Raw genomic sequence first — 26,881 nt, forward strand, 5'->3', positions numbered from 1 at the left:
CGTTTATTCGGATCCAAAGAGCCTGAAACATAACTTTTTGAGTTATGTCCCAGGCTCTATTTTTTATGAACCGGTACTAACAAAAGGGCTGATCAAACCAGCTAACCCTTCAATATTTCTTGTCTGGATCATGATTGTTCCAGTGCCATGAAATTCATTGACGACACCTTCACCTGTTGTAAAACCAAAAATACCTGAAGCGACTTTAATGTTATAATCCAAGGATTCTGACCAAGCAACAACGTGCTGATTATCTACTACAAAAGGCTTGGTACCATCTAAATGAATTTCGACGATATCCCCGTAACTATTGATCAACAACGATCCGGAACCAGATGTTTCCATCACGAATAATCCACCAGTTCCACCAAAGATTGCACCACTAAGTTTTTGACGTTTCATATTGTAAGACACGCTAGCGTCACAAGCTAAAAATGCACCTGTGTTCAAACGCCAATGTTCAGAGCCTACTTGGAGTTCTTTGATGGCGCCTGGAGTTGCTGGTGCTAAAGCCACTTTTGCGGTATCCGTTAAACCGGATGCTTTTGTGATAAAGAAGCTTTCTCCGCTGGACATTGAACGCCCCAAGGCACGAATTGCGCCGCCTAAACCTGACTTTCCGTTGCTGTTCATTTTTCCTTCAAGATTGATCTCACCATTGTGATAGACCATTGCACCGCTCTCTAATTGAATACTTTCTCTTGTTCGTAAATCCACTTCAACCAATGGAAAAACAGTATTTTCTGTCATTTTGTACTGCATAATACCAACCTCCTAAGCTATTTCTTTTATTAGTATACCTTAGATACAGTAGGATTTCTTCAGAATTAGTTGATTTTTCTAAAAGAAGCAACTAAGGGAGTTCCCTAATAATCCTGTTTTTGTAAAATAATCTCAAAAATATCGTGCATTTTATCACAAATGAAGTATAATGACTTTAAATGAGAATCGTTCTCAATAAGTGCGAAGGAGTGAGAACAAACATGAAAGAGATTGACTTGAATCAGTCTGTTCAGCAAATGGTAACCACTTATCCAGAAACAGCGCAAATCATGTATGAATTAGGCTTCAAAAGTATTTTAGAGCCAGGTATGTTGAAAACTGCGGGACGATATATGACCTTAGTAAAAGGGGCAAAAATGAAAAAAATTCCTATGGAAACAATCAAAGCAGCGTTTGCTGCCAACGGATTTATTTTGAAAGGAGCATAATATATGACTACGACGACTGTTGAGCGTCAGAAAAAAATTGTTGAAATCCTATCATTATTGCATCAGGGAGGTTCATTTGAACAAGCTAAACAGATGTTTGATCAATCATTTGATGGGATCGATGTTTCAGAAATTACAGCAGCTGAGAAAGCGTTGATTTCCAGTGGCTTAGATCCAAGTGAAATTCAAAGCCTGTGTAATGTTCATGCAGCGGTGTTTAAAGGGGCAATCAATGATATTCATCGCTCTAATTATGAGCATGAACAGCCAGGTCATCCTATCCACACATTAAAATTGGAAAATCAAGTTATTCAATCGCTATTGGTTGATGAAATTATGTGGGTTTTTAGTAAAATCGAAACAGGTGACTGGAGCTTACGACAAAGACTTTTAGCTGCTTTGGAAGATTTGCAGAATATCAATCGCCATTATACGCGAAAGGAAACACTGATTTTTTCTTATATGGAAAAATATGGCATTACGGCACCTCCTAAAGTAATGTGGGGTGTGGATGATAGTATCCGTGAAGCCCTAAAGTCAGTGATCGACTATCTAAAAAATGAAAAAGCAGCTATCAATCCATTACGTGAAAAACTTGAATATATCCAAACCGAAATCGAAGAAATGATATTTAAAGAAGAAGAAATCATGACCCCGATGACGTTGGATGTTTTCACATTAGAGGATTGGGAAAAAATTGCTCGCGATAGTCAAGATATTGGCTATGCTTTTATTGCGGAGCCATTACCTTGGAAAGCTAGTGCAGCTGCGAGGGCAAGTGAACAAGAACGAGAACCGCAGCGCTTGGCAGCTGTTCAACAAGCACAAGCCAATACAGCAGCAATCAAAGAGGGAATGGAGATAAAAAACGAGTCCATTCATGAAGAAAATGAACAGTATTTTGATTGGGAAAGTACTGGATCTGAGGTAAACGTAGTTTTGCCAACAGGCGTATTAAATCTTGAAGAGCTAGTTTCGTTGTTCCAAGTCTTACCAGTTGATTTAACATTCGTAGACAAAAATGATCGGGTTCGCTTCTTTTCAGAAGGAAAGAACCGAGTCTTCCCTCGAACAACTTCTGTGATTGGGCGGGAAGTCATCAATTGTCATCCGCCAAAGAGCATGCACATTGTCCAACAAATTTTAGATGATTTTCGTGCTGGTAAAAGAACGGACGCTGATTTTTGGATTGATATGCGTGATAGAAAAATTTATATTCGTTACTTTGCTTTAAAAAATGATCAAGATGAGTATTTAGGTTGTTTGGAAGTCACGCAGGATATTACAGATATTCAAACAATCAGTGGACAAAATCGTCTTTTAGATTAAGAAAAATAAAATAGACTATAACTTTTAGTGTCTGAGACTGAGTGCTCAGGCATTTTTTTGTGGAATAAAAACAGAAAAATTCAATTCAAGGTAAGAAATACTAAAATAATAATTGACTTGTTGGAAGGATGTTTTATAATAGAATAAAAGTTGTTGCTAAAAAATATTTTTTAGTAATTATAAAAATTTAGTTTTTAGATCAGTATTAAAGTGAGAGGTGAAGCATTATAAACCAGATAACCAATTGTACTGCCGTCGTTTTATGTGGCGGGAAAAGTTCTCGGATGGGGTTTGACAAATCCTTGCTGCAACTAGATGGAGAGTTTATGTTGCTTAGAACGGTGAAGCAGTTAAAAAAAATCTTTCCAGAGAGTTTATTAGTGACAAACAAACGAAGTAAATTTCCACCTGCTTTTTCTCATGTTGCAATACTAGAAGATCACTATCCAGAAAAAGGCCCACTTGGTGGTTTAGTCACGGCATTAGAAAATATAAAAACAAACTATTTATTTTTACTAGCTTGTGATATTCCTAACTTGAATATTGATTTGATTCGAAAAATGGCAAAATCTATGGAGTCATATGACATAGTTATTTGTAAGCAAGAAAATCGTTTAGAACCTTTATTTGCTTTTTATCATGTTACTTGTTTGACTATTTTAAAACAGCAACTTCAGACAAATGATTGGCGTATTAGAAAAGAGTTTGAGCACTTTTTGGTCAAAGTAGTTACCTTGGAATCGTCTTTTGGCTTGGAGAATGTCAATTCGCCTAAAGAATTAATGTTGTGGAATCAATGAAATTGTCTATATGAAAGGAGCTTCAGATGGATTTTGAGAGTAGTCAAGATGTAGTCACAAGTTTAGGAGACAAAGCAGCAGCGAAAACTCAGTTATCTTTTATTCGATTGAGTATTTTAGGAATCATGGCGGGCTTTTTTATCGCCCTAGGATATTTATCATTCATTAGAATCTCAGGAACGATGCCGAAAAGTTGGGGAGGTTTCTCAACATTTTTAGGTGGGTGTTTATTTCCAATTGGATTGGTAGCGCTTACTTTTTTTGGCGGTGAATTGGCAACGGGGAATATGATGGTTATGACGCTAGGTGTTTTGCAAAAAAAAATCAACAGTAAAGAGTTGCTTTATAATTGGCTGATTGTTTTGCTCACAAATTGTATTGGTGGCTTTTTAGTGGCTTATTTCTTTGGTCATGTTGTTGGGTTGACGGAAGGAGCATTTATAGAAAAGACTATTTCAGTTGCTCAAGCAAAAATCGCAGATCCGCCACTTGTTGCATTTATTTCGGGTATCGGCTGTAATATTTTTGTCTGCTTAGCCGTTTATCTTGGTGCGATGGGCAAAACGTATCTTGGTAAAATGTTTGGTCTGTGGTTTCCAGTGATGGTTTTTGTTGTTTGCGGATTTCAACATGTGGTCGCAAATGCTTTTATCATACCAGCAGCTATTTTTTCAAATGCGAGTGGGATTCAATGGTCGGACTATCTTGTCAATACAGTCTTTGTTTTTTTAGGAAATGCGGTTGGCGGTAGTTTATTTTTGGCAGTTCCATTGATGTTTGTAACGGCTGAAAAAAAGGAAGCGAGTGAGCCTGATGGTATTTACGAAAAGTATTGAGGTCCACAATATGATCCAAATTGGTTCGACGGGACGTAATAGTGGCAAGACGACAATGGCTAAAAAGGTTATTGCTGAAAATTATCAACGGTTTACAATCTATGGTTTAAAAATCATAACCATTAGCGGTGCTCGTGGCAAATGTCAGCGTGGCGAAACAGGATGCGGGATTTGTACAAGTATTGATGAAGGATATGAGTTGATTGAAGAATCGAATAGTGTTGGTTCAAAGGATACGATGCAATTATTAAAAGCAGGCTGCAAAAAGGTTTACCTATTAAAAGTTTTTTATGATCATTTGTTAGAAGGCTTTTTAACTTTTCTACAGTATGTCCCTAGAGATACCTTAATCGTTTGCGAGTCGAATTCCATTCGTGAAGTGGTTAAACCTGGTTTGTTTGTAATGATGAATAATCAAAAAAGCGTAAAAAAAACGGCAGCCAAGGTGATCGATCAAGCCGATATTATTTTGGAAACGCCTAAGTTAGTTCGTTCATTTAATCTAATCAAAACAAAAAACGGTGTTCGCTTTTCAGAGAATGACGTGGAAAATAGGAGAGAAAAAGTATGAGTTCATTAAGTTTATCAGAAAAGGAAGCGATTATTTTAGCAAATGATTCTGACCCACAGCGTATCCTAAATATGTTGATTGCCATTCAATATGGCTCCGAAGAAGGGTATATTGATGAAGCAACTGCGCAGCTAGTTGGAGATCATTTACATTTATCTCAAGCTCGAGTGTATGAGATTTTAAGTTTTTACGCTATCTTAAAAACAGAGCCGCAAGCAAAATATGTCTTAAAAATTTGTAATAGTACACCCTGTCTTTTTACAGGCGGAACAATGTTAGCAGAGGTTTTGGAGACGATTTTGGAAGTCCCAGCAGATGAACCAACACCGGATGGACTGTTTATGTATCATAGTATTCCTTGTATTGGTGCCTGTGATAAAGGACCTGTAATCAAAATCAAGGATACCGTATTTGCTGATTTGACGGAAGCGAAGGTTTATCAATTGATCGATGACCTCCAGCGTGGATGTTATCAAGAGCTATAGGAGGAAGAAAAATGATCAAACGAAATCAACCGGTATTATTAGAACGTGTTAATAAGATGAGGCAGGCGACAAATGTTGGTGAATATCAAGAATACCAAGGATTTTCAGGGTTGTTAAAGGCAATTGAAATGGATAAAGAGGCTATTTTGGATGAACTAGATTTAGCGCATTTACGCGGACGCGGTGGAGCGGCGTTTCCATTAGGAAAAAAATGGCGACATTTATATGGGGCCAAAGGTGATACAAAATACATTGTCTGTAATGCCGATGAAGGGGAACCCGGAACGTTTAAGGATAAAGTGTTATTAAAACATGATCCTTTGAGTGTCATTGAGGGCATGGTGATCGCTGGCTATCTTTTTTCCGCTAAAGCAGGGTATATCTATATGCGGGGAGAATATTTAGGCATTCAGAAAATTTTTCAAGAAGCCTTGGATAATGCCGAAAAAGCTGGTTTTTTGGGAGAAAATATTTTAGGAATTCCAGGTTTTAACTATAATATCACGATTATTTCAGGTGCTGGAGCGTATGTTTGTGGAGAAAATTCAGCTCTTTTAAATTCGATTGAAGGCAAAACGGGTCGACCAAGAGTTAAACCGCCCCATTTAGCAGATGTTGGTTTATATCTGCAGCCAACGCTAGTGAATAATGTTGAATCATTTGCAGGGATTCCTGTGATTTTACGTGAAGGAGGGCAAGCTTATCGTGATCTTGGAACCGAAGATGGTGGCGGGACTAAACTGATTTGTTTGTCTGGTCATATCAAAAATCGCGGTTTATATGAAGTAAATCTTGGCACGTCGCTGCAAGATATTCTTTATTCTGAAGAATACGGTGGTGGTACTTCAACAGGCCGACCGTTGAAATTTATTCATTTTGGTGGCCAATCTGGTCCGATTGGGGCGGTTCAAAATCTTGAGGATTGTATCTATTCCTATGAAGGATTATGGGATAAGGATTTATCAATTGGTTCTGGTGCGATCGTTGTGATGGATGATCAGGTGAGCATCGTCGATTATTTAGTGCAGGTCGCTGCCTTTTTTGCACACGAATCTTGTGGTAAATGTACACCTTGTCGCTTAGGCACAACACGAATTTTGGAGCTTCTGACAAAATTCAATAACCAAACGGCTGTTGTTGGTGATCTTGAACGACTTGAAAAAATGTTGATGCATGTGACGAACCTTTCCGCGTGTGGATTAGGTCAGTCTGTTGCCAATCCGATGAAAAGCGGTTTAGCTTATTTTCCAGAGGAATTTGAGGCTGGTATCCGTGAAGCAGTTACACCAGTAAAAGGGGGGCTTTGGTAAGATGGAAACAAAATTAAAAACAGCAACCATTACGATGTCGATCGATGATCAGCAGATTACTGTACCAAAAGGAACAACTGTATTAGAAGCGGCATCAATGTTGAATATAGAAATCCCTACACTGTGCCATTTGAAGGAATTAGCGCCAGATGGTTCATGTCGGATGTGTACAATTGAAGTCGAGGGTGGCCGAAAAGGTGGGTTGACCACTGCTTGTACTGCTCATTGCCAAGATGGCATGGTGGTTCACACAAACTCTCCAAGAGTTAATGATTCCCGCCGCTTTGTTTTAGATCTATTGTTGAGTAATCATAAATTAGACTGTTTTTCTTGTGGGAAAAATGGGGACTGCAAGTTACAAGATTATTGTTTGGATTATGGCATCGATGATACGAGCTTCACGGATGGTAAACGAATGCCTTGTCATCAAGAAGATACGAGTAATCCATTTTTTGATTATGATCCAGAAAAGTGTATTATGTGTAGGCGTTGTTCTAAGGTCTGTCAGTTACGCCAAGGACGAGATGTCATTAGCATTGCTAAACGCGGTTTTGATACGAAAATGACCCCTAGTTACGGAGCTGCTTTTGATCAGTCACTTTGTGAGTCTTGTGGAAATTGCGTTTCAGCTTGTCCAACAGGTGCCTTAGTGAGTAAAGATCATAAAACTTATCGGGAGTGGGAGACAAAAAAAATTCCGACCACTTGTCCGCATTGTGGGACTGGTTGCCAAATGAATCTTGTGGTGAAAGGAAATAAATTAGTTGGTGTTGAACCAATCAATGGCGCTGCAAATAAAAATCTTTTATGTGTGAAAGGTAAGTTTGCTTCGTATAAATTTGTAGGTTCTGGTGATCGTTTAACGGAGCCGTTGATTAAACGTAATGGTGTTTTTGAACCAGCAACCTGGGATGAAGCATTGAGTTTAGTTGCGGACAAATTTAATCAATTGAAGGCCGATCATGGTCCAGATTCTTTAGCTGGTTTTTCGTGTTCACGGTCGATCAACGAAGATAATTATGTTTTCCAAAAAATGATGCGGGCGGCTTTCGGTACGAATAATGTGGATAATTGTGCCCGGGTTTGTCACTCTGCTTCTGTCCATGGTTTGGCCCACACATTAGGATCAGGTGCAATGACAAATCCAATTGCAGATATTACGACAGATGTTGAGGTGATTTTATTAGTTGGTTCAAATCCAGAAGAAGCTCATCCAGTGATTGGTTCACAAATTCGTCAAGCGATGCAGCGCGGAGCAAAAGTGATCGTGGTCGATCCTCGTAAAATCGATTTAGTCAAAAATTGTGAACTTCATTTACAAATCCAAGCTGGAACCAATGTAGCTTTCGCCAATGGCATGATGCATGTGATTTTAAAAGAAGGTCTGGCTGATCAGGCCTTTATCAAAGAAAAGACAGAAGGCTTTGAAGCGCTGGAACAACTTGTCGCTGAGTATACACCTGAAAAAGTTGCAGAAATTTGCCATATCGAAGCAGATGACTTGATCAAAGCGGCTAGATTATATGCGAAAGCAGAAAAAGCGCCAATCATTTATTGTTTAGGTGTGACCGAACACTCTACTGGAACTGAAGGGGTTATGAGCATGTCGAATATGGCAATGCTCGTTGGAAAAATCGGGAAGCCAGGTTGTGGCGTTAATCCTTTGCGCGGGCAAAACAATGTTCAAGGAGCCTGTGATATGGGATGTATGCCGTATGATTTTCCAGGATATCAAAAAGTTGCCAATCCAGAAGTAATGGCGAAATTTGAAAAAGCATGGGGAGTTAACTTAAATAAAAATGTTGGGCTGACCTCGACCCAAGTCTTACCGGCTGCGACAGAAGGAAAAATCAAAGGGTTGTATATTTTTGGCGAAGATCCAATCGTAACCGATCCTGATACCACTCATGTACGGAAAGCACTAGAGAATTTAGAATTTTTTGTTGTCCAAGAATTATTTATGACGGAAACGGCGGCATACGCAGATGTAGTGCTTCCAGGAATTAGTTATGCTGAGAAAGATGGAACCTTCACGAATACTGAAAGACGTGTTCAACGAGTGCGTAAAGCAGTTGAACCGAAAGGTGAAGCGAGAGAAGATTATGCGATTTTCTGCGATGTGATGACCCGACTTGGCTACCCAAGCCATTATGACTCGGCTAAAGAAATCATGGATGAAATTGCTAGTCTTACACCAACTTTTGGCGGAATCAATTATGACCGATTAGAAGTAACCAGTGGTTTGCAGTGGCCTTGTCGCACACCAGAAGATCCAGGTACACCAATCATGCATGTTGGCGAGTTTACCCGAGGTAAGGGATTATTTATGGCAATTCCCTATAAAAAATCTAGAGAACTACCTGATGAAAGTTATCCTTATCTAATGTCAACAGGCCGAATGCTTTATCATTACAACACCCGGGCAATGACAGGTCGAACGGAAGGAATCAATCAACTTGCGAATCGTTCCTATATTGAAATCAACACAGTGGATGCCAAGCGTTTAGGCATCAAAGAAGGCGACAAAGTCAACGTGAAATCCAGAAGGGGAACCATTGAAACCTATGCGGCTGTTGGAAACCGCGTTTTTCCACAAGAAGTCTTTATGACTTTCCATTTTCCAGATGGAAACGTCAATGAATTGACCAATGCTGAATTTGATGAAATCGCAATCATTCCTGAATATAAAGTATGTGCTGTTGATATTACACCTGTCAGGTAAAAGGGAGTTGTTTCAATGATTGAAGTCGAAGCAGCAAGAATAAAAATCAACCAATTTTTCGCTCAGCAAAAAGCAGTGGAGCATGTTTCTATTTTAAAAGCTGTTGGACGAGTCTGCGCAGAAGATATCTTTGCTAAAATCGCTGTACCACATTTTCCTAGAGCTGGTATGGATGGTTATGCCGTTATTGCTGAAGAAACACAAGGTGCAAGTTTAGAAAAACCAATTTGTTTAAACGTCAGTAACTCGATTTTTGCTGGAGATTCAGAGCCAGATCGAGTAAATGAATCTGGTTCTGCTGTTAGAATCATGACAGGAGCACCGATTCCAGCCCCTTTTGATGCGGTGATCAAACAAGAATGGACCGATTATGGCCAAACAGAGGTCAAAATCTACCGAGAAATCAAAGCGGGGCGTAATTATGGTGTTGTGGGTGAAGATGTGAGGCTTGAACAAAAAATTTTTTCAAAATATCAATTGATCAATAGCCGTGTAGTTGGTATCTTAGCAGCCCAAGGAATTGAAATGATTCAAGTCTTAGCGCCAATGAAAGTCGGAATTTTAGCGACTGGGAGTGAGTTAGTTTCTTTAGGGGCAACACTCACTTCAGGCAAAATCTATGACAGCAATCTATATACGCTAGCTTCGTTCATTCAATCTAGTGGCAGTCAAATAATCTTCAAAGAGCATTGTTCAGATGATCCTAAAGAGATTGCTGAGATCATTCGTGAAAGAGTGGCAGATGTGGATCTATTGATCACGACAGGCGGTGTTTCAGTGGGGGAAAAGGACTATGTTCCTCAAGTTATCGAATCTTTAGGTGGAGAGACGCTCTTTCATTTTGTAAATATGAAACCAGGAACACCAATGATGGCAAGTAGCTATCAAAACAAACTACTTTTAAACTTGTCTGGCAATCCTTTTGCGGCTGTGGTCAATTTGCATCTATTTTATTGGTCAGCGCTGGCTCATTTTTTAAACTGCTCTGAGTTAAAGCTAGAACAACGTCAAGTTCAATTACTAGAAGAGTTAACGCCTTCTAATATTCGCCGCTTTATTCGGGCGTATGAAGAAAATGGTATGGTATCTTTAAATGCAAAATTACATTATTCTTCAGTATTTCATAATACTCTTGAAACCAATTGTATGATCGATCAACCAGCTAAAAAGCTATTGAAAAAAGGAGACTATGTAACAGTTTATTATTGGAAATTTTAACAATTTAGTTATGACAAGGAGGTACTGTGTAACATCAGCCCGTACCTCGCTGTGTTTTACAGCAATAAGCCAGCATTCATGAAAATTGTTCTTCAAATTTTTGTGCATGCTGGCTTATTGCTGAAGATCCTGATTTTTTCACACTGTTTATTTGGACTTTGAGTGACTGGGACATGAATCAAAGAGTTTTGTCCCACACTCTTTGTTTTTGGGGCTAAAAAAATTTATTTATATCAGATTGTTTTTTTTTAGCCAGAGTGCTAAACTTAAGGAAAAGATAGCGAACGCTACTAACAATTTAGCGAATGATGAAAGCGTTTTACGAGGTGCTTAGATGAAAGAAACTTTACAATTTACTCATATCAATGAACAAGGACAAGCTCGGATGGTCGATGTTTCAAAAAAAGCAGCAACAGAAAGAACCGCAGTCGCTTACGGAGAGATTCATATGAATCAAGAGGTTGCATCAGGGATCAAAAATCAGACGATAAAAAAAGGCGAAGTGCTGCAAGTGGCTAGAGTGGCAGGGATTATGGCGGCAAAAAAAACATTTGAATTAATTCCACTTTGTCATGTCTTAGCCTTAACGAAATGTGAGGTCGATTTTAGCTGGAAGACAGCTCAAATTTTATCCGTTCGTTGTTTAACAAAAACAGTGGGGGTTACAGGTGTTGAGATGGAAGCCTTGACTGGCGCTAATATTGCCCTGCTAACGATTTATGATATGTGCAAGGCAATGGATCATGAGATGAAGATCATGAATGTCTGTTTACTAGAAAAATCAGGTGGTAATAGCGGACATTTTATTTCAACAAATCAGGAGATCAACGAATAAGGTTGTAGGAAGGCGGACTTAAAATGAAGGATTCTTTTAATCGTGAAATTGATTATGTGCGGCTATCTGTGACAGATCGTTGTGATCTTAGGTGTACGTACTGTATGCCGGCAACAGGAATGTGTTTTCTAAAAAAAAATGAGGTTTTAAGTTTTGATAACCTAGTATTTTTGATCAAGAGTTTAGCTAAACAAGGAATTAAAAAAGTTAAAATCACAGGTGGTGAACCCTTGACTCGCAGGGATACTGTCGCATTGATCAAGTCGATAAAAGCTATCAACGGTATTGAAAAAGTGACCTTAACAACCAATGGTATTCAGTTGGAAAGATATGCTGAGGCTTTAAAAGAGGCGAATTTAGATGGACTTAATATTAGTATTGATACATTAGATCCAGACGAATTTCGTGCAATTACCCGAGTAGGGGAGTTAAAACGAGTATTAACTGGTTTGGAAAAAGCCATCGAGGTAGGTTTACCGAATATTAAAGTGAATACAGTTGCTAGAGGAGAGCTGACAGAAGAGGCTATTTGCGAAATTGCAGCACTTGCTAAAATGAACCCCATCCATGTACGTTTTATTGAGTTGATGCCGATCGGTTTAGGCAAAGGCTGTCCTGGAAAGACACAAGAAGAGCTCTTTTCTATAATAGAATCAAACTATGGCCAGCTGAGACCCTTTGAACAGCGTTTAGGAAATGGACCAGCTAGTTATTTTTCATTACCAGATTTTAAAGGGAAAATTGGCTTTATTAGCGCGTTAGGTCATTGTTTTTGTGCTGAATGTGATCGAATCCGGATTACAGCAGATGGCTGTTTGAAGACCTGCTTGCATATGGACGATGGCTGTGATTTAAAAGGCGCTTTGCAGGCAGAAGATGAAGAATTACTGTTAAAACAGGTTTTTTCAGCAATTCAACGTAAACCTGCGAAACATCATTTTTTAGAGAGTCAGGGCGATTCTCGGTTAATGTCACAAATTGGAGGGTAAAGAGTATGGCAGTAGGAGAAATTATTGGGATCAATATTAGTGAACGACGGGGGACACAGAAAAAAGAAATTCCAGAAGTCGATTTAATCAAAGGTTTTGGGTTAGAAAATGATGCGCATGGCGGCAATTGGCATCGCCAAGTCAGCTTGTTATCTTTTGAAAAAATCACCGAGTTTAATGAGCGGGGAGCTCGTGTAGGCAATGGTGCTTTTGGCGAAAATATTATTGTATCAGGAATTGACCTGCGTGTATTACCTGTTGGCAGTCAAATTCGGATTGGTCAGGCGGAATTAGTCGTGACGCAAATTGGGAAAGAATGCCATAAACATTGTCAAATCTATGCACGAGTGGGCGATTGTATTATGCCTAGAGAAGGTATTTTTGCTGTTGTCGTAGCAGAAGGTCATATCAAAAAAGGAGATCAACTAGAAGTTGTATAAAGTAGGGATCATTACATTAAGTGATAAAGGGGCTCAGGGACTACGAGAAGATGAATCTGGTCGGATCATAAAAGAGCTGATCCAAGATCAATTTGAACTGGTGAATCAAACTATATTACCAGATGAAGTGCGTGAGCTTAGCTCATTATTGATTGAATGGTGTAGAACTTGCGACTTGATCTTAACGACTGGTGGTACTGGTCTAGGTGTCCGAGACATCACACCAGAAGCAACCTTAAGTATTGGAGAAAAAGAGATTCCAGGTATTAGTGAAGGAATGCTCATGCAAAGTATTCAAAAAACGCCCTTTGCCATGTTGAGCCGAGGTGTTGCGGTACAGCGGGGGAAAACCTTGATCATCAATTTACCAGGAAGTCCTAAAGGGGTGACTGAAAATCTAAGTTACTTACTACCGATTTTACCTCATGCCTTAGATATTTTAACCGATCGAAAAACAGAGCATTAAGCGGAGGAAACTAGGATGAAAGTTGTAAAGACAGTCGATGCAGTAGGGTTGATTTTGTATCAGGATATTACCAAAATCGTAAAAGGTGAGTTTAAAGGAGCTCTTTTTTCAAAAGGCTATCAAGTTAAACAAGAAGATATTCCCGTGTTGCTTGCATTAGGAAAAGAGCACTTATTTTTAAAATCAGATGAATCAAACTTGATCCACGAAAATGATGCAGCTGATTTTTTATATCATTTGATTGCTGGAAAACAGATGCGACCAACACCGGTTTCAGAAGGGAAAATCGAAGTAGTAGCTGAAGTAGACGGCTTATTGAAAGTCGATCAAGACAGGTTGTTTGCCTTAAACTCGATTGAAAAAGTTGCAGTTGCAACACTGAAAAATAATCAAAAGGTTAAGGCTGGACAAAAAGTAGCAGGAACACGGATCATTCCGTTAGAAATTGAACCAGAAAACTTGCTTCAAGCTGAAAAATTGATTGGTCATAAAGAAATCTTAACTTTAATCCCTTTTAAGCCAGTAAAGGTAGGAATCGTGACGACGGGCAGTGAAGTATTCAAAGGATTGATCAAAGATTCTTTTACCCCTGTTGTTAAGGAGAAATTATCTCACTATCCAAATGCTACGATTGCTTTTCACGAAATTGTCAATGATGATCCACAACAGATCACAAAAGCGATTGAAAAGATGCTGGCAGCTGGAGCGGAGGTCATTTTTTGCACTGGAGGTATGAGTGTTGATCCAGATGACCGCACGCCACTAGCAATAAAACAAACAGGAGCAAAGATTGTTTTTCATGGTACACCAGTTTTACCAGGTTCAATGTTGTTGTTAGCTTATTTAGATGGAAAAACAATTATGGGGTTGCCTGGCGGTGTGATGTTTTCTGAACGGACGGTATTTGATTTGCTATTGCCAAGGATCATTGCGCAAGACACGATCACGAAAGAAGAAATCACTGCCTTAGGGTATGGTGGCTATTTATAAATTAGTTATCGAGCAGCACAGGCTAGCATTATGCTCTGCTTCGATCTCATCAATTCCTAAGAGCTAAAGCTCCAAGGATTGAAGGTTTCGGGAAAAAGATAAAAATGGAGTGAGACAAAGAGCGTCTCAATCAAATTTTCCTATTTTCCAGTCAAGTCTGAAAGAACTCGATACGCTTTTAACTTTTAGGAGGAGAAATTATGAAACAATATTACAAAGTGAAGGGTATTTGTCTACTGGTATTAGCATTTCTATTTTTAACCTCGTGTACATCTCAAAAAACGAAGACAATAATTTCAACCAGTTCTAGCAGTTCAGAAGAGGAACATCACCTATTGATCGCAGCGGCAGCCAGTTTAGAGTCAGTCATGGAAAAGCAAATCATACCAGCTTTTGAGAAAAATAATCCTGGAACGACAGTAGAAGGAAATTATGATAGTTCTGGAAAATTACAAACACAAATTGAAAAAGGATTAGAAGCGGATATTTTCTTTTCAGCTGCAACTAAGCAAATGGATGCGTTGGTTTCACAAAATTTAGTGGATCAGAAAAGTGTTGTTCCATTATTACAAAATCAATTAGTTATGATTGTACCAAGCTCTTCTGATGTTGATTGGAAAGAGTTTAGTGATTTGAAAAAAGCTGAGATGGTTGCAGTAGGCGACCCTGCAAGTGTTCCAGCAGGACAGTATGCTGAAAAAGGCTTGAAAGCGTTGGGTTTATGGGATGAGGTCAAAGAGCATGCTAGTTTTGGAACGAATGTAACAGAAGTGTTAAATTGGGTCGCTGAAGGAAGCGCTCAAGCTGGTCTCGTTTATGCTACAGACGCGGCTGCTACGGATAAAGTCAAAGTTGTAGCTGTTTTACCAGAAGATACCCTGAATGATCCAATCATCTACCCAATTGGTTTAGTTGAGAAATCGAAAGAAAAAGCAAGCGCAGAAGACTTTATCCTCTTTTTGCAAAGTAAAGAAGTGGCTAAGTACTTTGAAGATACAGGTTTTATTATGAATAAGTAGGTGAATGTGATGGATTTAAGTCCAATCATTATTTCGTTTCAAACGGCGATCATAGCGATATTTTTTACTTTTTTTAGTGGAACCTTGATTGCTTATCTTGTTTTTCGTCAGAAAAATCAAGGACTTAAAATTCTGCTTAACAGTTTATTTACCTTGCCGCTGGTGTTGCCACCAACGGTTTTTGGTTTCTTTTTACTGGATATATTTGGTGTTCAACAGCCAATAGGTAAATTTTTATTGGATTTTTTTTCTGTTAAGGTAGTTTTTTCTTGGGCAGCAACAGTGATTGCAGCAGTTGCAGTGTCATTTCCTTTGATGTATCGTTCTGGGATCGCAGCGTTTGAACAAATTGACCCTGATCTATTAGCTGCTGCTAAAACGTTAGGGTTTTCGGAGAAAAAAATATTTTTTAAAATTGCGTTTCCTTTGGCAATCAATGGGCTTTTAGCCGGAGGCGTGTTAGCTTTTGCTCGTGGGCTAGGTGAATTTGGGGCAACAACGATGCTAGCAGGCAATATTGCAGGAAAGACTCGAACGTTGCCGTTAGCTATATACTCAGCGGTTGCAGCAGGTGACTGGTCATTAGCGCGACAATATGTGACGATCATTGTGCTTATTTGTCTGTTGATCTTATTTTTAACGGAGCTATTCAGCAGAAAATCGCGGAGGACACATGGATGAAACTTTTTGTTGATATTCAAAAAAAATTGCGTGATCATCAGTTGAGTGCCACTTTTGAAATCGAAGCAACCACATTAGGAGTCTTAGGTGCTTCTGGTTGTGGCAAAAGTATGCTTCTAAAATGCATTGCTGGAATCGAAACGCCAGATTCAGGCAAGATTCAATTAGGTGATCGAGTGCTTTTTGATCAGGAAAAAAGGATCGATCTACCACCGCAACAGCGTAAAGTAGGACTGTTGTTTCAGCAGTATGCGCTCTTTCCACATTTTACAGTGTTTAAAAATTTAAGCAGTGTGACCAAAGATCAAAACTTGATCACGGTGTTGTTATGTATGTTTCATTTAGAAAATGTTAAAAATAGCTACCCTAGACAGCTTTCAGGTGGACAAAAACAACGTGTAGCTTTAGCTCGGATGTTAGCCTCACAGCCTGAATTATTGTTATTGGATGAGCCTTTTTCAGCGTTGGATGCCTCATTAAAAGAGGAGCTCCAACTAGAATTACAAAACCATTTAGTCGACTTTAAAGGAAATGTCCTGATCGTCAGTCATAGTCTAGATGAACTTTATCGACTATGTCCTAAGCTCCTGATTATGACAGAAGCAGGTTTAATCAAGGGGCAAACGACTGAGTTGTTTAAGCAACCACAAACTGAAGCTGCCGCTCGCTTGACTGGTTGTAAAAATATTTTTCCTATTAAACGGATCGATGCTCATACAGTTCAAGTTAAAGGGTGGAAAACGCCAATGATTGTCACAGCAGAGGTGCCTGTTACTTGTCGCTATATCGGGATTCGAGCTCATGATTTATTGGTAAACGGTGCTGAAGACAACCAACTGGATGTAGATTATGTTAGTAGTCAGCAAACTCCGTTTGAACAGAACGCTTGGTTTGTATGTAATGACCTTGATCTTTGGTGGAAGGGAAGTAAACAAATCGAAATGAGCAAAGTCAAAAGATTCAGTGTGTCACCTGATGCCATCATGGTTTTAAACTAAGCGTTCAAGATGTTATTTAATGAGGGGAAATCAATTGGAAAAGAAGCAGTGGACAAATCAATCTTTGGAGTGTGCTTTTTGTATGGAGCTGTGGAAGTACAATGTTGCTGACTTTGAATTATTTTTACTTTAAGAAAAATGTTCATCGTTGGAAAATATAAATAGGAGGTTATTCGTTGGGATGAAAGAGAGTGACTTTATTGATTATTTGACTGTAGCACTTAAAAATTTAGGCTATACAAAAACGGGTATTCTTAATGCTGAAGGGGAGGTAAAGAGACTGATCAAACAATATTCTACTGAGGAGATTAAAGCTAAAGTAGATAAGATAAAGTAACACATTGTGCCATGAGTTTAAGCAGGTGGATAAAAACGTATTTATCCAAACTTGGAGAGCGAGACAAAGCAGACTATTGTTTTGTCTCGCTCCTTTTTTGTCTTAATTTGTACGGATGGCATAAGAATCTAGCAAAATTCTTGCCATAACGGAAAGTGGTAATCTTGATCGAACTTCATATTCTGGAAAATAAGAACCTTCTGATTTAAATCCCGTGAAGACGATTTCAGATAATTGTGCTAACGAACTGCTTGAATTAGCGGTTAATGTGATCGTGCTGACTTCATTTTTTAAACAATTTTTTACTGCGGTGACTAACTCAGCTGTTTCGCCATTTAAAGAAATCAAGAGGACGATGTCATTTTTCGTCATTTTTTTACTGATGCTCGTAATGATATTGGGATCTGCATGCATCTCACAATATTTTCCTAAAAGTTGGAATTTAACCGTCATTTCTTGGGCAATCAATTCTGAAAAACCACGAGCAAAAATGACGATTTTTTGTGCTGCTTTGATTTTTTGAATGGCATCTTCAATACTACCGCTATCCAGTCTATTGATTGTACGAATAACTTCTTGTTCATTTTTTAAGATCGCACGTTTGATTTCAGCATCGATTTTTTCAACACCAGAGAAATTGATTGTCGTATTTGATTGATCTTTTAGATAATGCTTAAACGAAGTAAAGCCTTCATATCCTTTCTTTTTCATGGCACGAACGATCGTTGCGGTAGAAACATTGGCTTTTTCACTTAATTTGACAATGGAATAATTAGGGATATCAACAAGATGATTGTCGATAAAATTCCATAAATACTTTTCTGAGTCACTTAATGCTTTTTCCATGATGAAAAATCCCCCAATCTGCTCCTATTCTTTTTCCTATCATACCATTTTCATAAGAGAGAAATAAGGATTGTATCGTTTTTCAGGTAATTATTATAATTATGAAAACATTTACATAGTAAACTATCCGATAATACAAGTGTGAGAAAGGAGGAGCAAAATGGTTCAACTATATACTTGTACGATGAATTTAGCAATCGATTTATTTATCGAAACAGAAACGATGGAGCCTAGCATTGTCAATCGAACGCTTGATGATGATATTCAAGCGAATGGGAAAGGAGTAAATGTATCACTGATTCTAAAAAAATTAGACATAGATAGTACTGCAATTGGATTTAGTGGTGGTTTCACAGGTCGGTATATTGAAGAATTTCTCTACGAAAAAAAGATAGCAACCGAATTTATTCATATTTCAGAGAACACTCGAATCAATGTTTTTACGCAAGTCAATCAAGAACAAACAGAATATAAGCTAGTCAATAAAGGACCTAAGATTCCTAGTGAAAAAATCAGTGAGTTATTAAGAATGATAGAAACGATTGAAGCTGGGGCTTATCTATGTGTTTCAGGTAGTTTGCCTCAAGGGATTTCTGAAATGATTTTAGTTAAAATTAGTCAAATCGCTCACAGAAATCAGGTCAACTTAATTTTAGATAGTAGTTACAATAGCGTAATGGATTGTTTAAGCTATCAGCCTTATTTACTAAAACCAAATGAGGAAGAATTGGCGAGATGGTTTGACCAAACAGAGATTTCATTAAACGAAAGTCCTGAATACTTACAGCGTTTGATCGATCAAGGGGCACAACGAGTCTTGCTATCCTTTGGCGGAAAAGGCTGCTTCTATGCTGATAAAGAGAATCTTATTTATGGAAATGCTCCGACAGGAAAAGTAGTGAACACAGCTTGTGCAGGCGACACGTTACTTGCTACTTTCATTAGTGGTTTGCTGAGGGGAAAGAGATTAGATGAAACCTTAAAACATAGTATTGCTGCTGGCAGTTCAACAGCTTTTAGAAAAGGACTGACTGATTTTAGTGACATCAAAGAGTTAGAAAAACAAATTCAAATTCAAACAATAGAAGGGAAGATCTGATATGACAAAGTATCAATTGATCGCAGCAACAGGTTGTCCTACTGGGATCGCCCATACGTATATGGCACAAGAAGCATTAGAGCAAGCTGCAAAAGCCAAAGGCGTGACGATCAAGGTGGAAACCCATGGTCAAATCGGTGTGGAAAATGAATTAACACAAGCTGAAATCGAAAAAGCGGATGCGGTCATTATTGCGGCAGATAAAGATGTTCATGCGGAACGATTTGCTGGAAAACGGGTGATTGAGGTTTCCGTCAGCAAAGGAATCAAAGAAGCTAGTCAATTGATTGATGATGCTTTAGCAGGAAAAGGAAAAGTTCTTGGTGGTGATAAATCAGTTTCTGTAGCTGTACTAGAGAAAAAAGAGAATGAAAGAAAAGGTATCGGACACAGTATTTATAAGAATCTAATGAACGGTGTTTCTCATATGTTGCCTTTTGTCGTTAGTGGTGGGGTGCTGATTGCTATCTCATTTTTATGGGGGATTTATTCAGCAGATCCAGAAAATACGCAATTCAATCAATTTGCAGCAACTTTAAAAGAAATCGGTGGTTTAGCAATGGGCATGATGGTACCAATTTTATCAGCCTATATTGCAGAAGGGATTGCCAAACGTCCAGGTTTAGTTGTTGGCTTTGTGGGTGGATTAGTGGCAACTAATGGCGGAACAGGATTTTTAGGTGGAATCGTTTCTGGTTTCTTAGCTGGATATGTTGTTCTAGGCTTAGTCAAAGTATTCAACGTTTTGCCAAAATCATTAGATGGGTTAAAAGCAATCTTTTTATATCCCGTTTTAGGTGTTGCCATCACTGGATTGATCATGTATGGCATTGCAGGACCGATGTCAGCAATCAATGAAGGTATGATGGATTTTCTAGCAGGTTTTGAAAACTCAAGTCCTTTAGTTTTAGGAGTTATTGTTGGATGCATGTGTGCCTTTGATATGGGTGGCCCAGTGAATAAAGCCGCGTATGTTACAGGGACAGCCCTTTTAGCACAAGGAAATACCAGCTTTATGGCAGGGGTTTCGGCCGCCTGTATTGCACCGCCATTGATCACAGGATTTGCTGTTTTATTTTTCCGAAAGTATTTTGATACGAATGAACAAAATGCTGGGTTGGTCAACTTTATTTTAGGTTCCACTCACATTACAGAAGGGGCGATTCCTTTTGCAGCAAAAGATCCATTAAGAGTATTGCCGACGATGATGTTAGGCTCTTCGATTGCTGCGGTTTTGACCTATATGTTTAAAGTTCAAGTCCCTGCACCACATGGCGGATTCTTAGTCTTACCTGTTGTGACACACGGGTTGCTTTGGGTATTAGCCATTTTAGCTGGTTCACTTGTTGGTGGATTTTTACTGGGGCTGATTCAAAAACGCAGAGTTGAAAAAATAAAGGCAACAATCTAAACAATAGAAAGAGGTTGAAGCGAAATGGTTTTAGTAAATGCAACAAACATTTTCATAAATATAGCATTGGACACAAAAGCGAGTGCTTTACAATTTTTAGCAGAATCTGCACAAAAGTTACAGCTTACTACAGATAGTTCAGCTGTACTAACCAGTTTTCATAATCGTGAAAAAGAGGGAAGCACAGGCATGATGGACGGTTTTGCCATACCACATGCCAAAAATCCAACTATTACTGAGGCAAGTGTGCTGATTGTAAAAACGAAGAATCCCATTGATTGGGATAGTTTAGATGGTATCCCTACTGAAGTGATCATAGCCTTACTGATTCCCGAACAAGAAGCTGGAACGACGCACTTGAAACTATTATCAAAAGTGGCTCGTTTATTGATGAAAAGTGAGTTTAAGCAAAAAATAAAACAACTAGACTCAGAAACAGAAATAGCAGAATATATAAATCAACAATTAATGGAGGCGTAGTAAAAAACTATGAAAAAAATGACAGAATCTAAATTAGCAGCAATGAAACGAATGAGTAACAAAGACGGGTTGATCGGAGCACTTGCCATCGACCAGCGAGGCTCATTAAAAAAAATGATCGAAACAGCGAGTGTGACAGAAGTAGGAGAAGAGGCTATTACCTCGTTTAAAGAAATTGTTTCTCGTGAATTGACACCTTATGCTTCTGCGATTCTTTTAGATCCAGAATACGGATTATCTGCAGCAAAAGTGCGAGATCAAGAAGCAGGGTTACTGGTTGCCTATGAAAAAACAGGGTATGACGCTAGTGAACCGGGACGTTTGCCTGATCTATTAAGTAATTGGTCAGTTAAACGGTTGAAAGAAGCTAAGGCAGATGCTGTTAAATTTTTATTGTATTATGATGTAGATGAGCCAAGCGAGATCAATGAACAAAAACAAGTTTTTATGGAACGAATCGGTTCGGAATGTGATGCAGAAGGTTTGCCATTTTTCTTAGAATTAGTATCCTATGATGCAAAAATAACGGATGTATCAAGCAAAGAATATGCCAAAATCAAACCGCACAAAGTCATTGAAATGATGAAAGAATTTAGTAAACCACGCTATAATGTGGATGTTTTAAAAGTAGAGGTACCTGTGAATATGGCGTTTGTAGAAGGTTTTGGTTCAGACGTTTGTTTTTCAAAAGAAGAAGCAAAGCAATTATTTAAAGAACAAAGTGAGGCAACGAATCTGCCATTTATTTTTCTAAGTGCAGGTGTTAGCAGTAAACGTTTTCAAGAAACGTTGTACTTTGCAAAAGAGGCTGGTTCAACGTTTAATGGCGTATTATGCGGTCGAGCAACATGGAAAGATGGGGTGATACCGTTTGCGCAAGAAGGAAAAATAGCAGCGGAGCAATGGATGAGAACTGTTGGGAAAGAGAACATCGAATCATTAAATCGTGTCTTGAAAGAAACAGCAACACCATGGATGAACAGATAAAATGAACTTGGAAAAGGCAATCTGCTACTCAGTAGGGATTGTTTTTTTCAATAAAATCAGTTGTAAAAAACCAAAAATTTGATAAAGTAAAAGAGAAGAGAAATTCTTGGAGGCAAAAGATGAGCGTATACCTAGAACGACCAGAGTTTGAAGGAAATCTCCTATTTAGAGCTTTTATCAATGACGGTATGACAATTGTTTATCCTCATTGGCATAAAGAAATTGAAATCATCTATTCAATACGAGGAACAGTCAACATCGGTGTAGGGGATGACGTTGTTTCCGTTTCAGAAGGGGAAATTTATTTTTTTGCCAGTGGAGAACCCCATTATTTTCTAGCTTCGCCAGATAGTGAACGAATTGTTTATCAGTTTGACTTGAGTTTATTTGATGAAAAAAACGTAAAATCAGCAAAGGATTGTTCCTTGATCGAACTATTTGAAACTGGAGAAAAGCATAGTTCAAAATGGTCGAAGTCATTAATAGTGGAGATGAAAAAACTATTGCAGCAGTTATTCGAGGAAGTTGAAAAAGATGCTCCAGGGAAAAACTATGCATTGTTTCATTTACTATTTCAACTGATTACAACCTTTTACAGAAGGTTACCTCAAACTCAGGTAAAAGTAAAAAAGGGTGCTAAGTCATCGACAATTAACTACAAAGGAAATTTAGAGCAGTTAGATCGGATCTTTACGTATGTTGAAAATCATTATGAAGAATCGATAACACTAGAAGAAATTGCCAAGTATAGTGGTTTTAGCTCCTATTACTTCACCCGCTTTTTCAAAGCGAATACTGGTACGACCTTTATGAGCTTTTTGACGGAATATCGAATTAATCAAGCCAAGTTTATTTTGGCAAATGAAAAAGTACCCATGATCGAGGTAGCTGAAAAATCAGGATTTGCTAGTGTGAAGACGTTTCACCATGTTTTTAAAGAACAGGTTGGCATATCACCTTTAAAATATCAGAAGAATTTTTTTGAAATATAGTATAAAAGCCCAAAATTTAGGGCTTTTTTTAATAATAAAAACTTGTATTTTCTGTTAGTTAATGTTATTCTTATTACTCTCAAAAAGTAATCATTACGATTTAGGAAGGGTGAAAAGAAAATATGGCTAAAAAATCAAAAATTGCCAAAGCAAAACGACAACAAGACTTGATCGAAAAATATGCGGAACTACGCATGGAATTAAAGGCAAATAACGATTACGAAGCATTGGCAAAATTGCCAAAAGATTCTAACCCGAATCGCTTAAAAAATCGTGATTTGATCGATGGACGACCAAGAGCATATATGCGTAAATTTGGCATGTCACGAATCAATTTTAGAACCTTAGCACATCAAGGAAAAATTCCTGGCGTGCATAAAGCAAGTTGGTAACAGTAACTAATAAATACTAGTAATGAGGTGATTTGATGGAAAAACAAGATCTTTCAAGTGCACGGAGACGATTGAAGTGTACAAATCGCAAAACAAGAAAACGAGCGTTAAAAATCATTCAGCAATCTAAGCGGGAGCAAAGACATCGTGCGATGGCTGCGGGTACTGTTGGCTGAGTGTTTTAGGGATCGGATTAGAGTGTGAAGTTCTTCCTTTTGTATAGAAGGGAAGGGCTTTTTTTATTTTGTGTGAGGTGTTTGGTGATTCAAGAGTAAGGAAACTTTTCTTTCTTTGTTTGTTATGTACTGCTTAACATTAGTTTTGTGTGAAGAGTTTGGTGATTCACAAGTAAGGAAACTTTTCTTTCTTTGTTTGTTATGTATTGCTTAACATTAGTTTTGTGTGAAGCGTTTGGCGATTCACAAGTAAGGAAACTTCGCTCCCTTTGGTCGCCAAGTACTGTTCATCATCTGCTCTGGCGGAGCCAGTCGCAGTGATTCACAGCAATATCCAGGAATTTTCCACCCATAATCTAGGAAGAAAGCTTTTTCATTTTTTTGTATAGTAGTGATATAGAAGTGGAACCGCTTTATTCGTCCACGAAATAAAATCCGATCACTGGAGGTTTTTTGATGTCATTGTTAAGAGTAGGAATTATTGGTTGCGGTGGAATTGCGAATGGGAAACATTTACCAGCCCTTGCACAAGTAAAGGAAGTAGAATTGGTCGCGTTTTGTGATTTGATCAGTGAACGGGCTGAAGAGGCAAAACTGCATTATGGTACGTTGACTGCTAAAACCTTTACTAATTATCAGGATATGCTTGAAGAGATGACGTTGGATGTTGTTCATGTTTGTACGCCAAACAGTACCCATGCGGAATTATCGATTGCCGCAATGGAAGCGGATTGTCATGTGATGTGCGAAAAACCAATGGCAAAAACCGCTGCTCAGGCTCGTAGCATGATCGAAGCAGCAACAAAAACAGGTAAAAAATTAACCATTGGGTATCAAAATCGCTTTAGAAAAGATTCCACATACTTGTACGAGATTTGTCAAGAAGGGGAGTTAGGAGACATTTATTTTGCCAAGGCTCATGCCATTCGTCGTCGTGCAGTGCCAACTTGGGGTGTTTTCCTTGATGAAGAAGCACAAGGTGGCGGGCCATTAATCGATATTGGCACGCATGCGCTAGATCTGACGCTGTGGATGATGGACAATTACAAACCAAAATATGTAGTGGGGAAAGCTTATCATAAGCTAGCTGAAACAGAAAAGGCAGCCAATGCTTGGGGTTCTTGGGATCCTGAAAAATTCACTGTAGAAGATTCAGCGTTTGGTTTTATCATGATGGAGAATGGGGCAACGATCTTTTTAGAATCTAGCTGGGCACTAAATAGTTTGGATGTAAAAGAAGCTAAAACTACTCTCCACGGAACGAAGGGCGGGGCTGATATGAATGATGGGTTGACCATCAACGGAGAAGATCACAGTACACTTTTTGAAAAGAAAATCGAATTAGAACCTGGTGGTGTTGATTTTTATGATGGCTCAGGAGATAAGCCTGAAGTGTTAGAAGCACAGTCTTGGATCGATGCAATTCTCAATGATACGGAACCTGTTGTGAAACCTGAACAAGCGTTAGTGGTGACAGAAATTCTTGAAGCAATCTACAAAGCATCAGAAACAAATCAGCCTGTATTTTTCGATTAAAGAAAGGATGGAAAAACGATGATCCAAGTCACAATATGGAATGAATTCCGTCATGAGAAAACAGATGAAGCGGTAAAAAAAGTTTATCCTGAGGGGATTCATCAACAAATCGCACAATTTTTAAAAGAAGATGATTTTTCAGTACGAACCGCTACTTTGGATGAGCCAGAACACGGTTTAACAGAGGAAGTATTAGCCAACACAGATGTTTTGATTTGGTGGGGACATGTTGCTCATAATGAAGTTTCTGACAAAATTGTTCAACGTGTTCATCAATGTGTTCTTGAAGGAATGGGACTCGTTGTACTTCACTCAGGTCATATGTCAAAAATTTTCATGAAACTAATGGGAACTTCCTGTGATCTAAAATGGCGGGAAGCGCAAGAGCATTGTCGGATCTGGACAATTGACCCCAGTCATCCAATCGTTGAAGGAATTGGTGAGTACATCGAATTAGAACAAGAAGAGATGTACGGGGAGCATTTTGATATCCCGACACCAGATGACTTGATTTTTATCAGTTGGTATCCAGGTGGCGAAGTCTTCCGCAGCGGTTGTACTTATCATCGTGGGAATGGAAAAATCTTCTATTTCCAGCCAGGTCATGAAACCTATCCTTCCTACTATAATAAAGAGGTCCAAAAAGTCATTAAAAACGGTGTTCGCTGGTGTCAGCCTACACAAAATACGTATCCTAATTATGGCCATCACGAACCATTAGAAGATATTACGAACAGGAAAGGAAATAAACAATGAAACTAGGTGTATTTACTCCCTTATTTAATAACTTAAGCTTTGAAGCAATGATTGAAACCGTGTCAAAGTCAGGCTTGGAAGCCGTGGAAATCGGTACCGGTGGTTCTCCTGGAAATGCTCATTTAGATATCGATAAGATGTTGGCAAGTTCAGATGCTAGAAAAGAATATCTAGCGAAATTAGCAGATAAAGGCTTAACAATCAGTGCTTTGAGTTGCCATAATAACCCAATTTCTCCAATCAAAGAAACGGCTCAAGAGGCAGATGAACTGTTACAAAAAACAATCAAGTTAGCTTCTTTAATGAATGTGTCTGTCGTCAATGGTTTTTCTGGTGTTTCAGGAGGAAATCCAACCGATTCACAAGTCAATTGGCCGGTCTTGCCTTGGCCAACAGAATACGATGATAATTACAACTACCAGTGGGAAAATAAATTGATTCCTTATTGGAAAAATATCAATACAATAGCTGAATCAGCTGGTGTGAAAATCGGAATCGAACTGCATGGTGGTTTCTTATGCCACACACCATACACCATGTTGAAACTCCGTGAAGCAACTGGCAAAGCGATTGGTTGTAATCTTGATCCAAGCCATTTATGGTGGCAAGGAATCGATCCTGTTGCTGCAGTAAAAATTTTAGGTGAAGCGGGTGCGATTCATCATTTTCATGCAAAAGATACTTATTTAGATCAAGACAATATCAATATGCATGGACTAACCGATATGCAGCCATATGGTAATGTGAAAACTCGTGCATGGACCTTCCGCTCAGTAGGCTGTGGTCATGATTTAAAAGTCTGGTCAGATATTATTAGTGCACTTAGAATTTACGGGTATGATTACGTTTTGAGTATTGAACATGAGGATCCAATCATGTCGACCGAAGAAGGATTAAACCGAGCAATTACAAATTTGAAAAGTATTATGATCAAAGAACAACCAGCGGAAATGTGGTGGGTATAATCAA

General features: G+C 38.6%; 30 protein-coding genes. 28 read left to right on the plus strand and 2 right to left on the minus strand.

The features are described 5' to 3' along the window. Nucleotides 1-63: 63 nt before the first annotated feature. Nucleotides 64-762 carry a TIGR00266 family protein gene (locus tag A5866_RS16150; RefSeq protein ID WP_086280790.1) on the minus strand — a complete coding sequence of 233 codons (699 nt, stop codon included), beginning with the start codon at nt 760-762 and terminating at the stop codon, nt 64-66. Between the two features lie 221 nt (nt 763-983). Between A5866_RS16150 and A5866_RS16155 the strand changes: the two genes are divergently transcribed. From A5866_RS16155 to A5866_RS16240, 18 genes are all read left to right on the plus strand, one after another. After that, a complete protein-coding gene (locus A5866_RS16155; protein WP_086280793.1) occupies nt 984-1,211 on the plus strand; it encodes a DUF1858 domain-containing protein in 228 nt (75 codons plus the stop codon). Between the two features lie 3 nt (nt 1,212-1,214). Further along, the gene (locus tag A5866_RS16160) at nt 1,215-2,540 is read left to right on the plus strand and encodes a DUF438 domain-containing protein (RefSeq protein ID WP_086444823.1); all 1,326 of its coding nucleotides are present in this window, start codon (nt 1,215-1,217) and stop codon (nt 2,538-2,540) included. A gap of 236 nt (nt 2,541-2,776) precedes the next feature. Further along, nucleotides 2,777-3,340, plus strand: a complete 564-nt coding sequence (gene mobA, locus A5866_RS16165) for a molybdenum cofactor guanylyltransferase (RefSeq protein ID WP_254908763.1) — start codon at nt 2,777-2,779, stop codon at nt 3,338-3,340. A gap of 26 nt (nt 3,341-3,366) precedes the next feature. Then, nucleotides 3,367-4,176, plus strand: coding sequence for a formate/nitrite transporter family protein (locus tag A5866_RS16170; RefSeq protein WP_086444822.1), 810 nt, complete (start codon nt 3,367-3,369; stop codon nt 4,174-4,176). Beyond that, entirely contained in the window at nt 4,154-4,747 is a 594-nt protein-coding gene (locus A5866_RS16175) for a hypothetical protein (RefSeq protein WP_254907578.1), read from the plus strand. The genes A5866_RS16170 and A5866_RS16175 overlap by 23 nt, the downstream gene beginning before the upstream one ends. Next, complete coding sequence (locus tag A5866_RS16180; protein WP_086444820.1) at nt 4,744-5,232, plus strand: NAD(P)H-dependent oxidoreductase subunit E; 489 nt, start codon at nt 4,744-4,746, stop codon at nt 5,230-5,232. Before A5866_RS16175 ends, A5866_RS16180 begins: the two co-directional genes overlap by 4 nt. An 11-nt stretch (nt 5,233-5,243) precedes the next feature. Beyond that, nucleotides 5,244-6,542 carry a complex I 51 kDa subunit family protein gene (locus A5866_RS16185; RefSeq protein ID WP_176332582.1) on the plus strand — a complete coding sequence of 433 codons (1,299 nt, stop codon included), beginning with the start codon at nt 5,244-5,246 and terminating at the stop codon, nt 6,540-6,542. Between the two features lies 1 nt (nt 6,543). Continuing rightward, a complete protein-coding gene (gene fdhF / locus A5866_RS16190) occupies nt 6,544-9,264 on the plus strand; it encodes a formate dehydrogenase subunit alpha (protein ID WP_086444819.1) in 2,721 nt (906 codons plus the stop codon). 15 nt (nt 9,265-9,279) lie between these two features. Beyond that, nucleotides 9,280-10,482 (plus strand): molybdopterin molybdotransferase MoeA, encoded by a 1,203-nt coding sequence (locus tag A5866_RS16195; RefSeq protein WP_086280812.1) that lies wholly within the window; start codon nt 9,280-9,282, stop codon nt 10,480-10,482. Between the two features lie 334 nt (nt 10,483-10,816). Further along, the gene (gene moaC / locus A5866_RS16200) at nt 10,817-11,317 is read left to right on the plus strand and encodes a cyclic pyranopterin monophosphate synthase MoaC (protein ID WP_086280814.1); all 501 of its coding nucleotides are present in this window, start codon (nt 10,817-10,819) and stop codon (nt 11,315-11,317) included. A 23-nt stretch (nt 11,318-11,340) separates the two neighbouring features. Continuing rightward, entirely contained in the window at nt 11,341-12,306 is a 966-nt protein-coding gene (gene moaA / locus A5866_RS16205) for a GTP 3',8-cyclase MoaA (protein WP_086444818.1), read from the plus strand. A 5-nt stretch (nt 12,307-12,311) separates the two neighbouring features. Further along, nucleotides 12,312-12,746: an MOSC domain-containing protein gene (locus A5866_RS16210; protein ID WP_086280820.1), complete on the plus strand. Its 435-nt coding sequence runs from the start codon at nt 12,312-12,314 to the stop codon at nt 12,744-12,746. Then, a complete protein-coding gene (locus A5866_RS16215; protein WP_086444817.1) occupies nt 12,739-13,212 on the plus strand; it encodes a MogA/MoaB family molybdenum cofactor biosynthesis protein in 474 nt (157 codons plus the stop codon). Before A5866_RS16210 ends, A5866_RS16215 begins: the two co-directional genes overlap by 8 nt. 15 nt (nt 13,213-13,227) lie before the next feature. After that, nucleotides 13,228-14,202: a molybdopterin-binding protein gene (locus A5866_RS16220; RefSeq protein ID WP_086444816.1), complete on the plus strand. Its 975-nt coding sequence runs from the start codon at nt 13,228-13,230 to the stop codon at nt 14,200-14,202. A 200-nt stretch (nt 14,203-14,402) separates the two neighbouring features. Next, nucleotides 14,403-15,221 carry a molybdate ABC transporter substrate-binding protein gene (gene modA, locus A5866_RS16225; protein WP_086444815.1) on the plus strand — a complete coding sequence of 273 codons (819 nt, stop codon included), beginning with the start codon at nt 14,403-14,405 and terminating at the stop codon, nt 15,219-15,221. A gap of 9 nt (nt 15,222-15,230) precedes the next feature. Continuing rightward, the gene (modB, locus tag A5866_RS16230; RefSeq protein WP_086280834.1) at nt 15,231-15,902 is read left to right on the plus strand and encodes a molybdate ABC transporter permease subunit; all 672 of its coding nucleotides are present in this window, start codon (nt 15,231-15,233) and stop codon (nt 15,900-15,902) included. Next, entirely contained in the window at nt 15,899-16,900 is a 1,002-nt protein-coding gene (locus A5866_RS16235) for a sulfate/molybdate ABC transporter ATP-binding protein (protein ID WP_086444814.1), read from the plus strand. The genes modB and A5866_RS16235 overlap by 4 nt, the downstream gene beginning before the upstream one ends. A 181-nt stretch (nt 16,901-17,081) precedes the next feature. Continuing rightward, a complete protein-coding gene (locus A5866_RS16240; RefSeq protein WP_176271333.1) occupies nt 17,082-17,237 on the plus strand; it encodes a hypothetical protein in 156 nt (51 codons plus the stop codon). A 102-nt stretch (nt 17,238-17,339) separates the two neighbouring features. Here the strand turns inward: A5866_RS16240 and A5866_RS16245 are convergent, their stop codons facing one another. Beyond that, a complete protein-coding gene (locus tag A5866_RS16245; RefSeq protein WP_086280840.1) occupies nt 17,340-18,083 on the minus strand; it encodes a MurR/RpiR family transcriptional regulator in 744 nt (247 codons plus the stop codon). A 160-nt stretch (nt 18,084-18,243) separates the two neighbouring features. Between A5866_RS16245 and pfkB the strand changes: the two genes are divergently transcribed. From pfkB to A5866_RS16295, 10 genes are all read left to right on the plus strand, one after another. Then, nucleotides 18,244-19,182 carry a 1-phosphofructokinase gene (gene pfkB / locus A5866_RS16250; RefSeq protein WP_086280842.1) on the plus strand — a complete coding sequence of 313 codons (939 nt, stop codon included), beginning with the start codon at nt 18,244-18,246 and terminating at the stop codon, nt 19,180-19,182. Between the two features lies 1 nt (nt 19,183). Next, nucleotides 19,184-20,593, plus strand: coding sequence for a PTS fructose transporter subunit IIC (locus A5866_RS16255; protein WP_086444813.1), 1,410 nt, complete (start codon nt 19,184-19,186; stop codon nt 20,591-20,593). 24 nt (nt 20,594-20,617) lie between these two features. After that, on the plus strand, nt 20,618-21,073 hold the full coding sequence (locus A5866_RS16260; RefSeq protein ID WP_086444812.1) for a PTS sugar transporter subunit IIA: 456 nt from the start codon (nt 20,618-20,620) through the stop codon (nt 21,071-21,073). A 9-nt stretch (nt 21,074-21,082) separates the two neighbouring features. Then, nucleotides 21,083-22,060: a tagatose-bisphosphate aldolase gene (gene lacD, locus A5866_RS16265; protein ID WP_086280851.1), complete on the plus strand. Its 978-nt coding sequence runs from the start codon at nt 21,083-21,085 to the stop codon at nt 22,058-22,060. A 119-nt stretch (nt 22,061-22,179) separates the two neighbouring features. Continuing rightward, on the plus strand, nt 22,180-23,052 hold the full coding sequence (locus A5866_RS16270) for an AraC family transcriptional regulator (protein WP_086280854.1): 873 nt from the start codon (nt 22,180-22,182) through the stop codon (nt 23,050-23,052). 122 nt (nt 23,053-23,174) lie between these two features. Beyond that, on the plus strand, nt 23,175-23,444 hold the full coding sequence (rpsN, locus tag A5866_RS16275; RefSeq protein WP_086280857.1) for a 30S ribosomal protein S14: 270 nt from the start codon (nt 23,175-23,177) through the stop codon (nt 23,442-23,444). A gap of 35 nt (nt 23,445-23,479) precedes the next feature. Then, a complete protein-coding gene (locus A5866_RS16280; RefSeq protein ID WP_176271332.1) occupies nt 23,480-23,620 on the plus strand; it encodes a putative metal homeostasis protein in 141 nt (46 codons plus the stop codon). 456 nt (nt 23,621-24,076) lie between these two features. Beyond that, a complete protein-coding gene (locus A5866_RS16285; RefSeq protein ID WP_086444811.1) occupies nt 24,077-25,156 on the plus strand; it encodes a Gfo/Idh/MocA family protein in 1,080 nt (359 codons plus the stop codon). Between the two features lie 18 nt (nt 25,157-25,174). Continuing rightward, the gene (locus A5866_RS16290; protein WP_086444810.1) at nt 25,175-25,912 is read left to right on the plus strand and encodes a ThuA domain-containing protein; all 738 of its coding nucleotides are present in this window, start codon (nt 25,175-25,177) and stop codon (nt 25,910-25,912) included. Beyond that, a complete protein-coding gene (locus tag A5866_RS16295; protein WP_086280864.1) occupies nt 25,909-26,877 on the plus strand; it encodes a sugar phosphate isomerase/epimerase family protein in 969 nt (322 codons plus the stop codon). The genes A5866_RS16290 and A5866_RS16295 overlap by 4 nt, the downstream gene beginning before the upstream one ends. The last annotated feature ends 4 nt before the right edge of the window (nt 26,878-26,881 follow it).

Origin of the sequence: Enterococcus sp. 12C11_DIV0727 (genome assembly GCF_002148425.2) — a bacterium.
In the GTDB taxonomy this organism is placed as follows: Bacteria; Bacillota; Bacilli; order Lactobacillales; family Enterococcaceae; genus Enterococcus_L; species Enterococcus_L lemimoniae.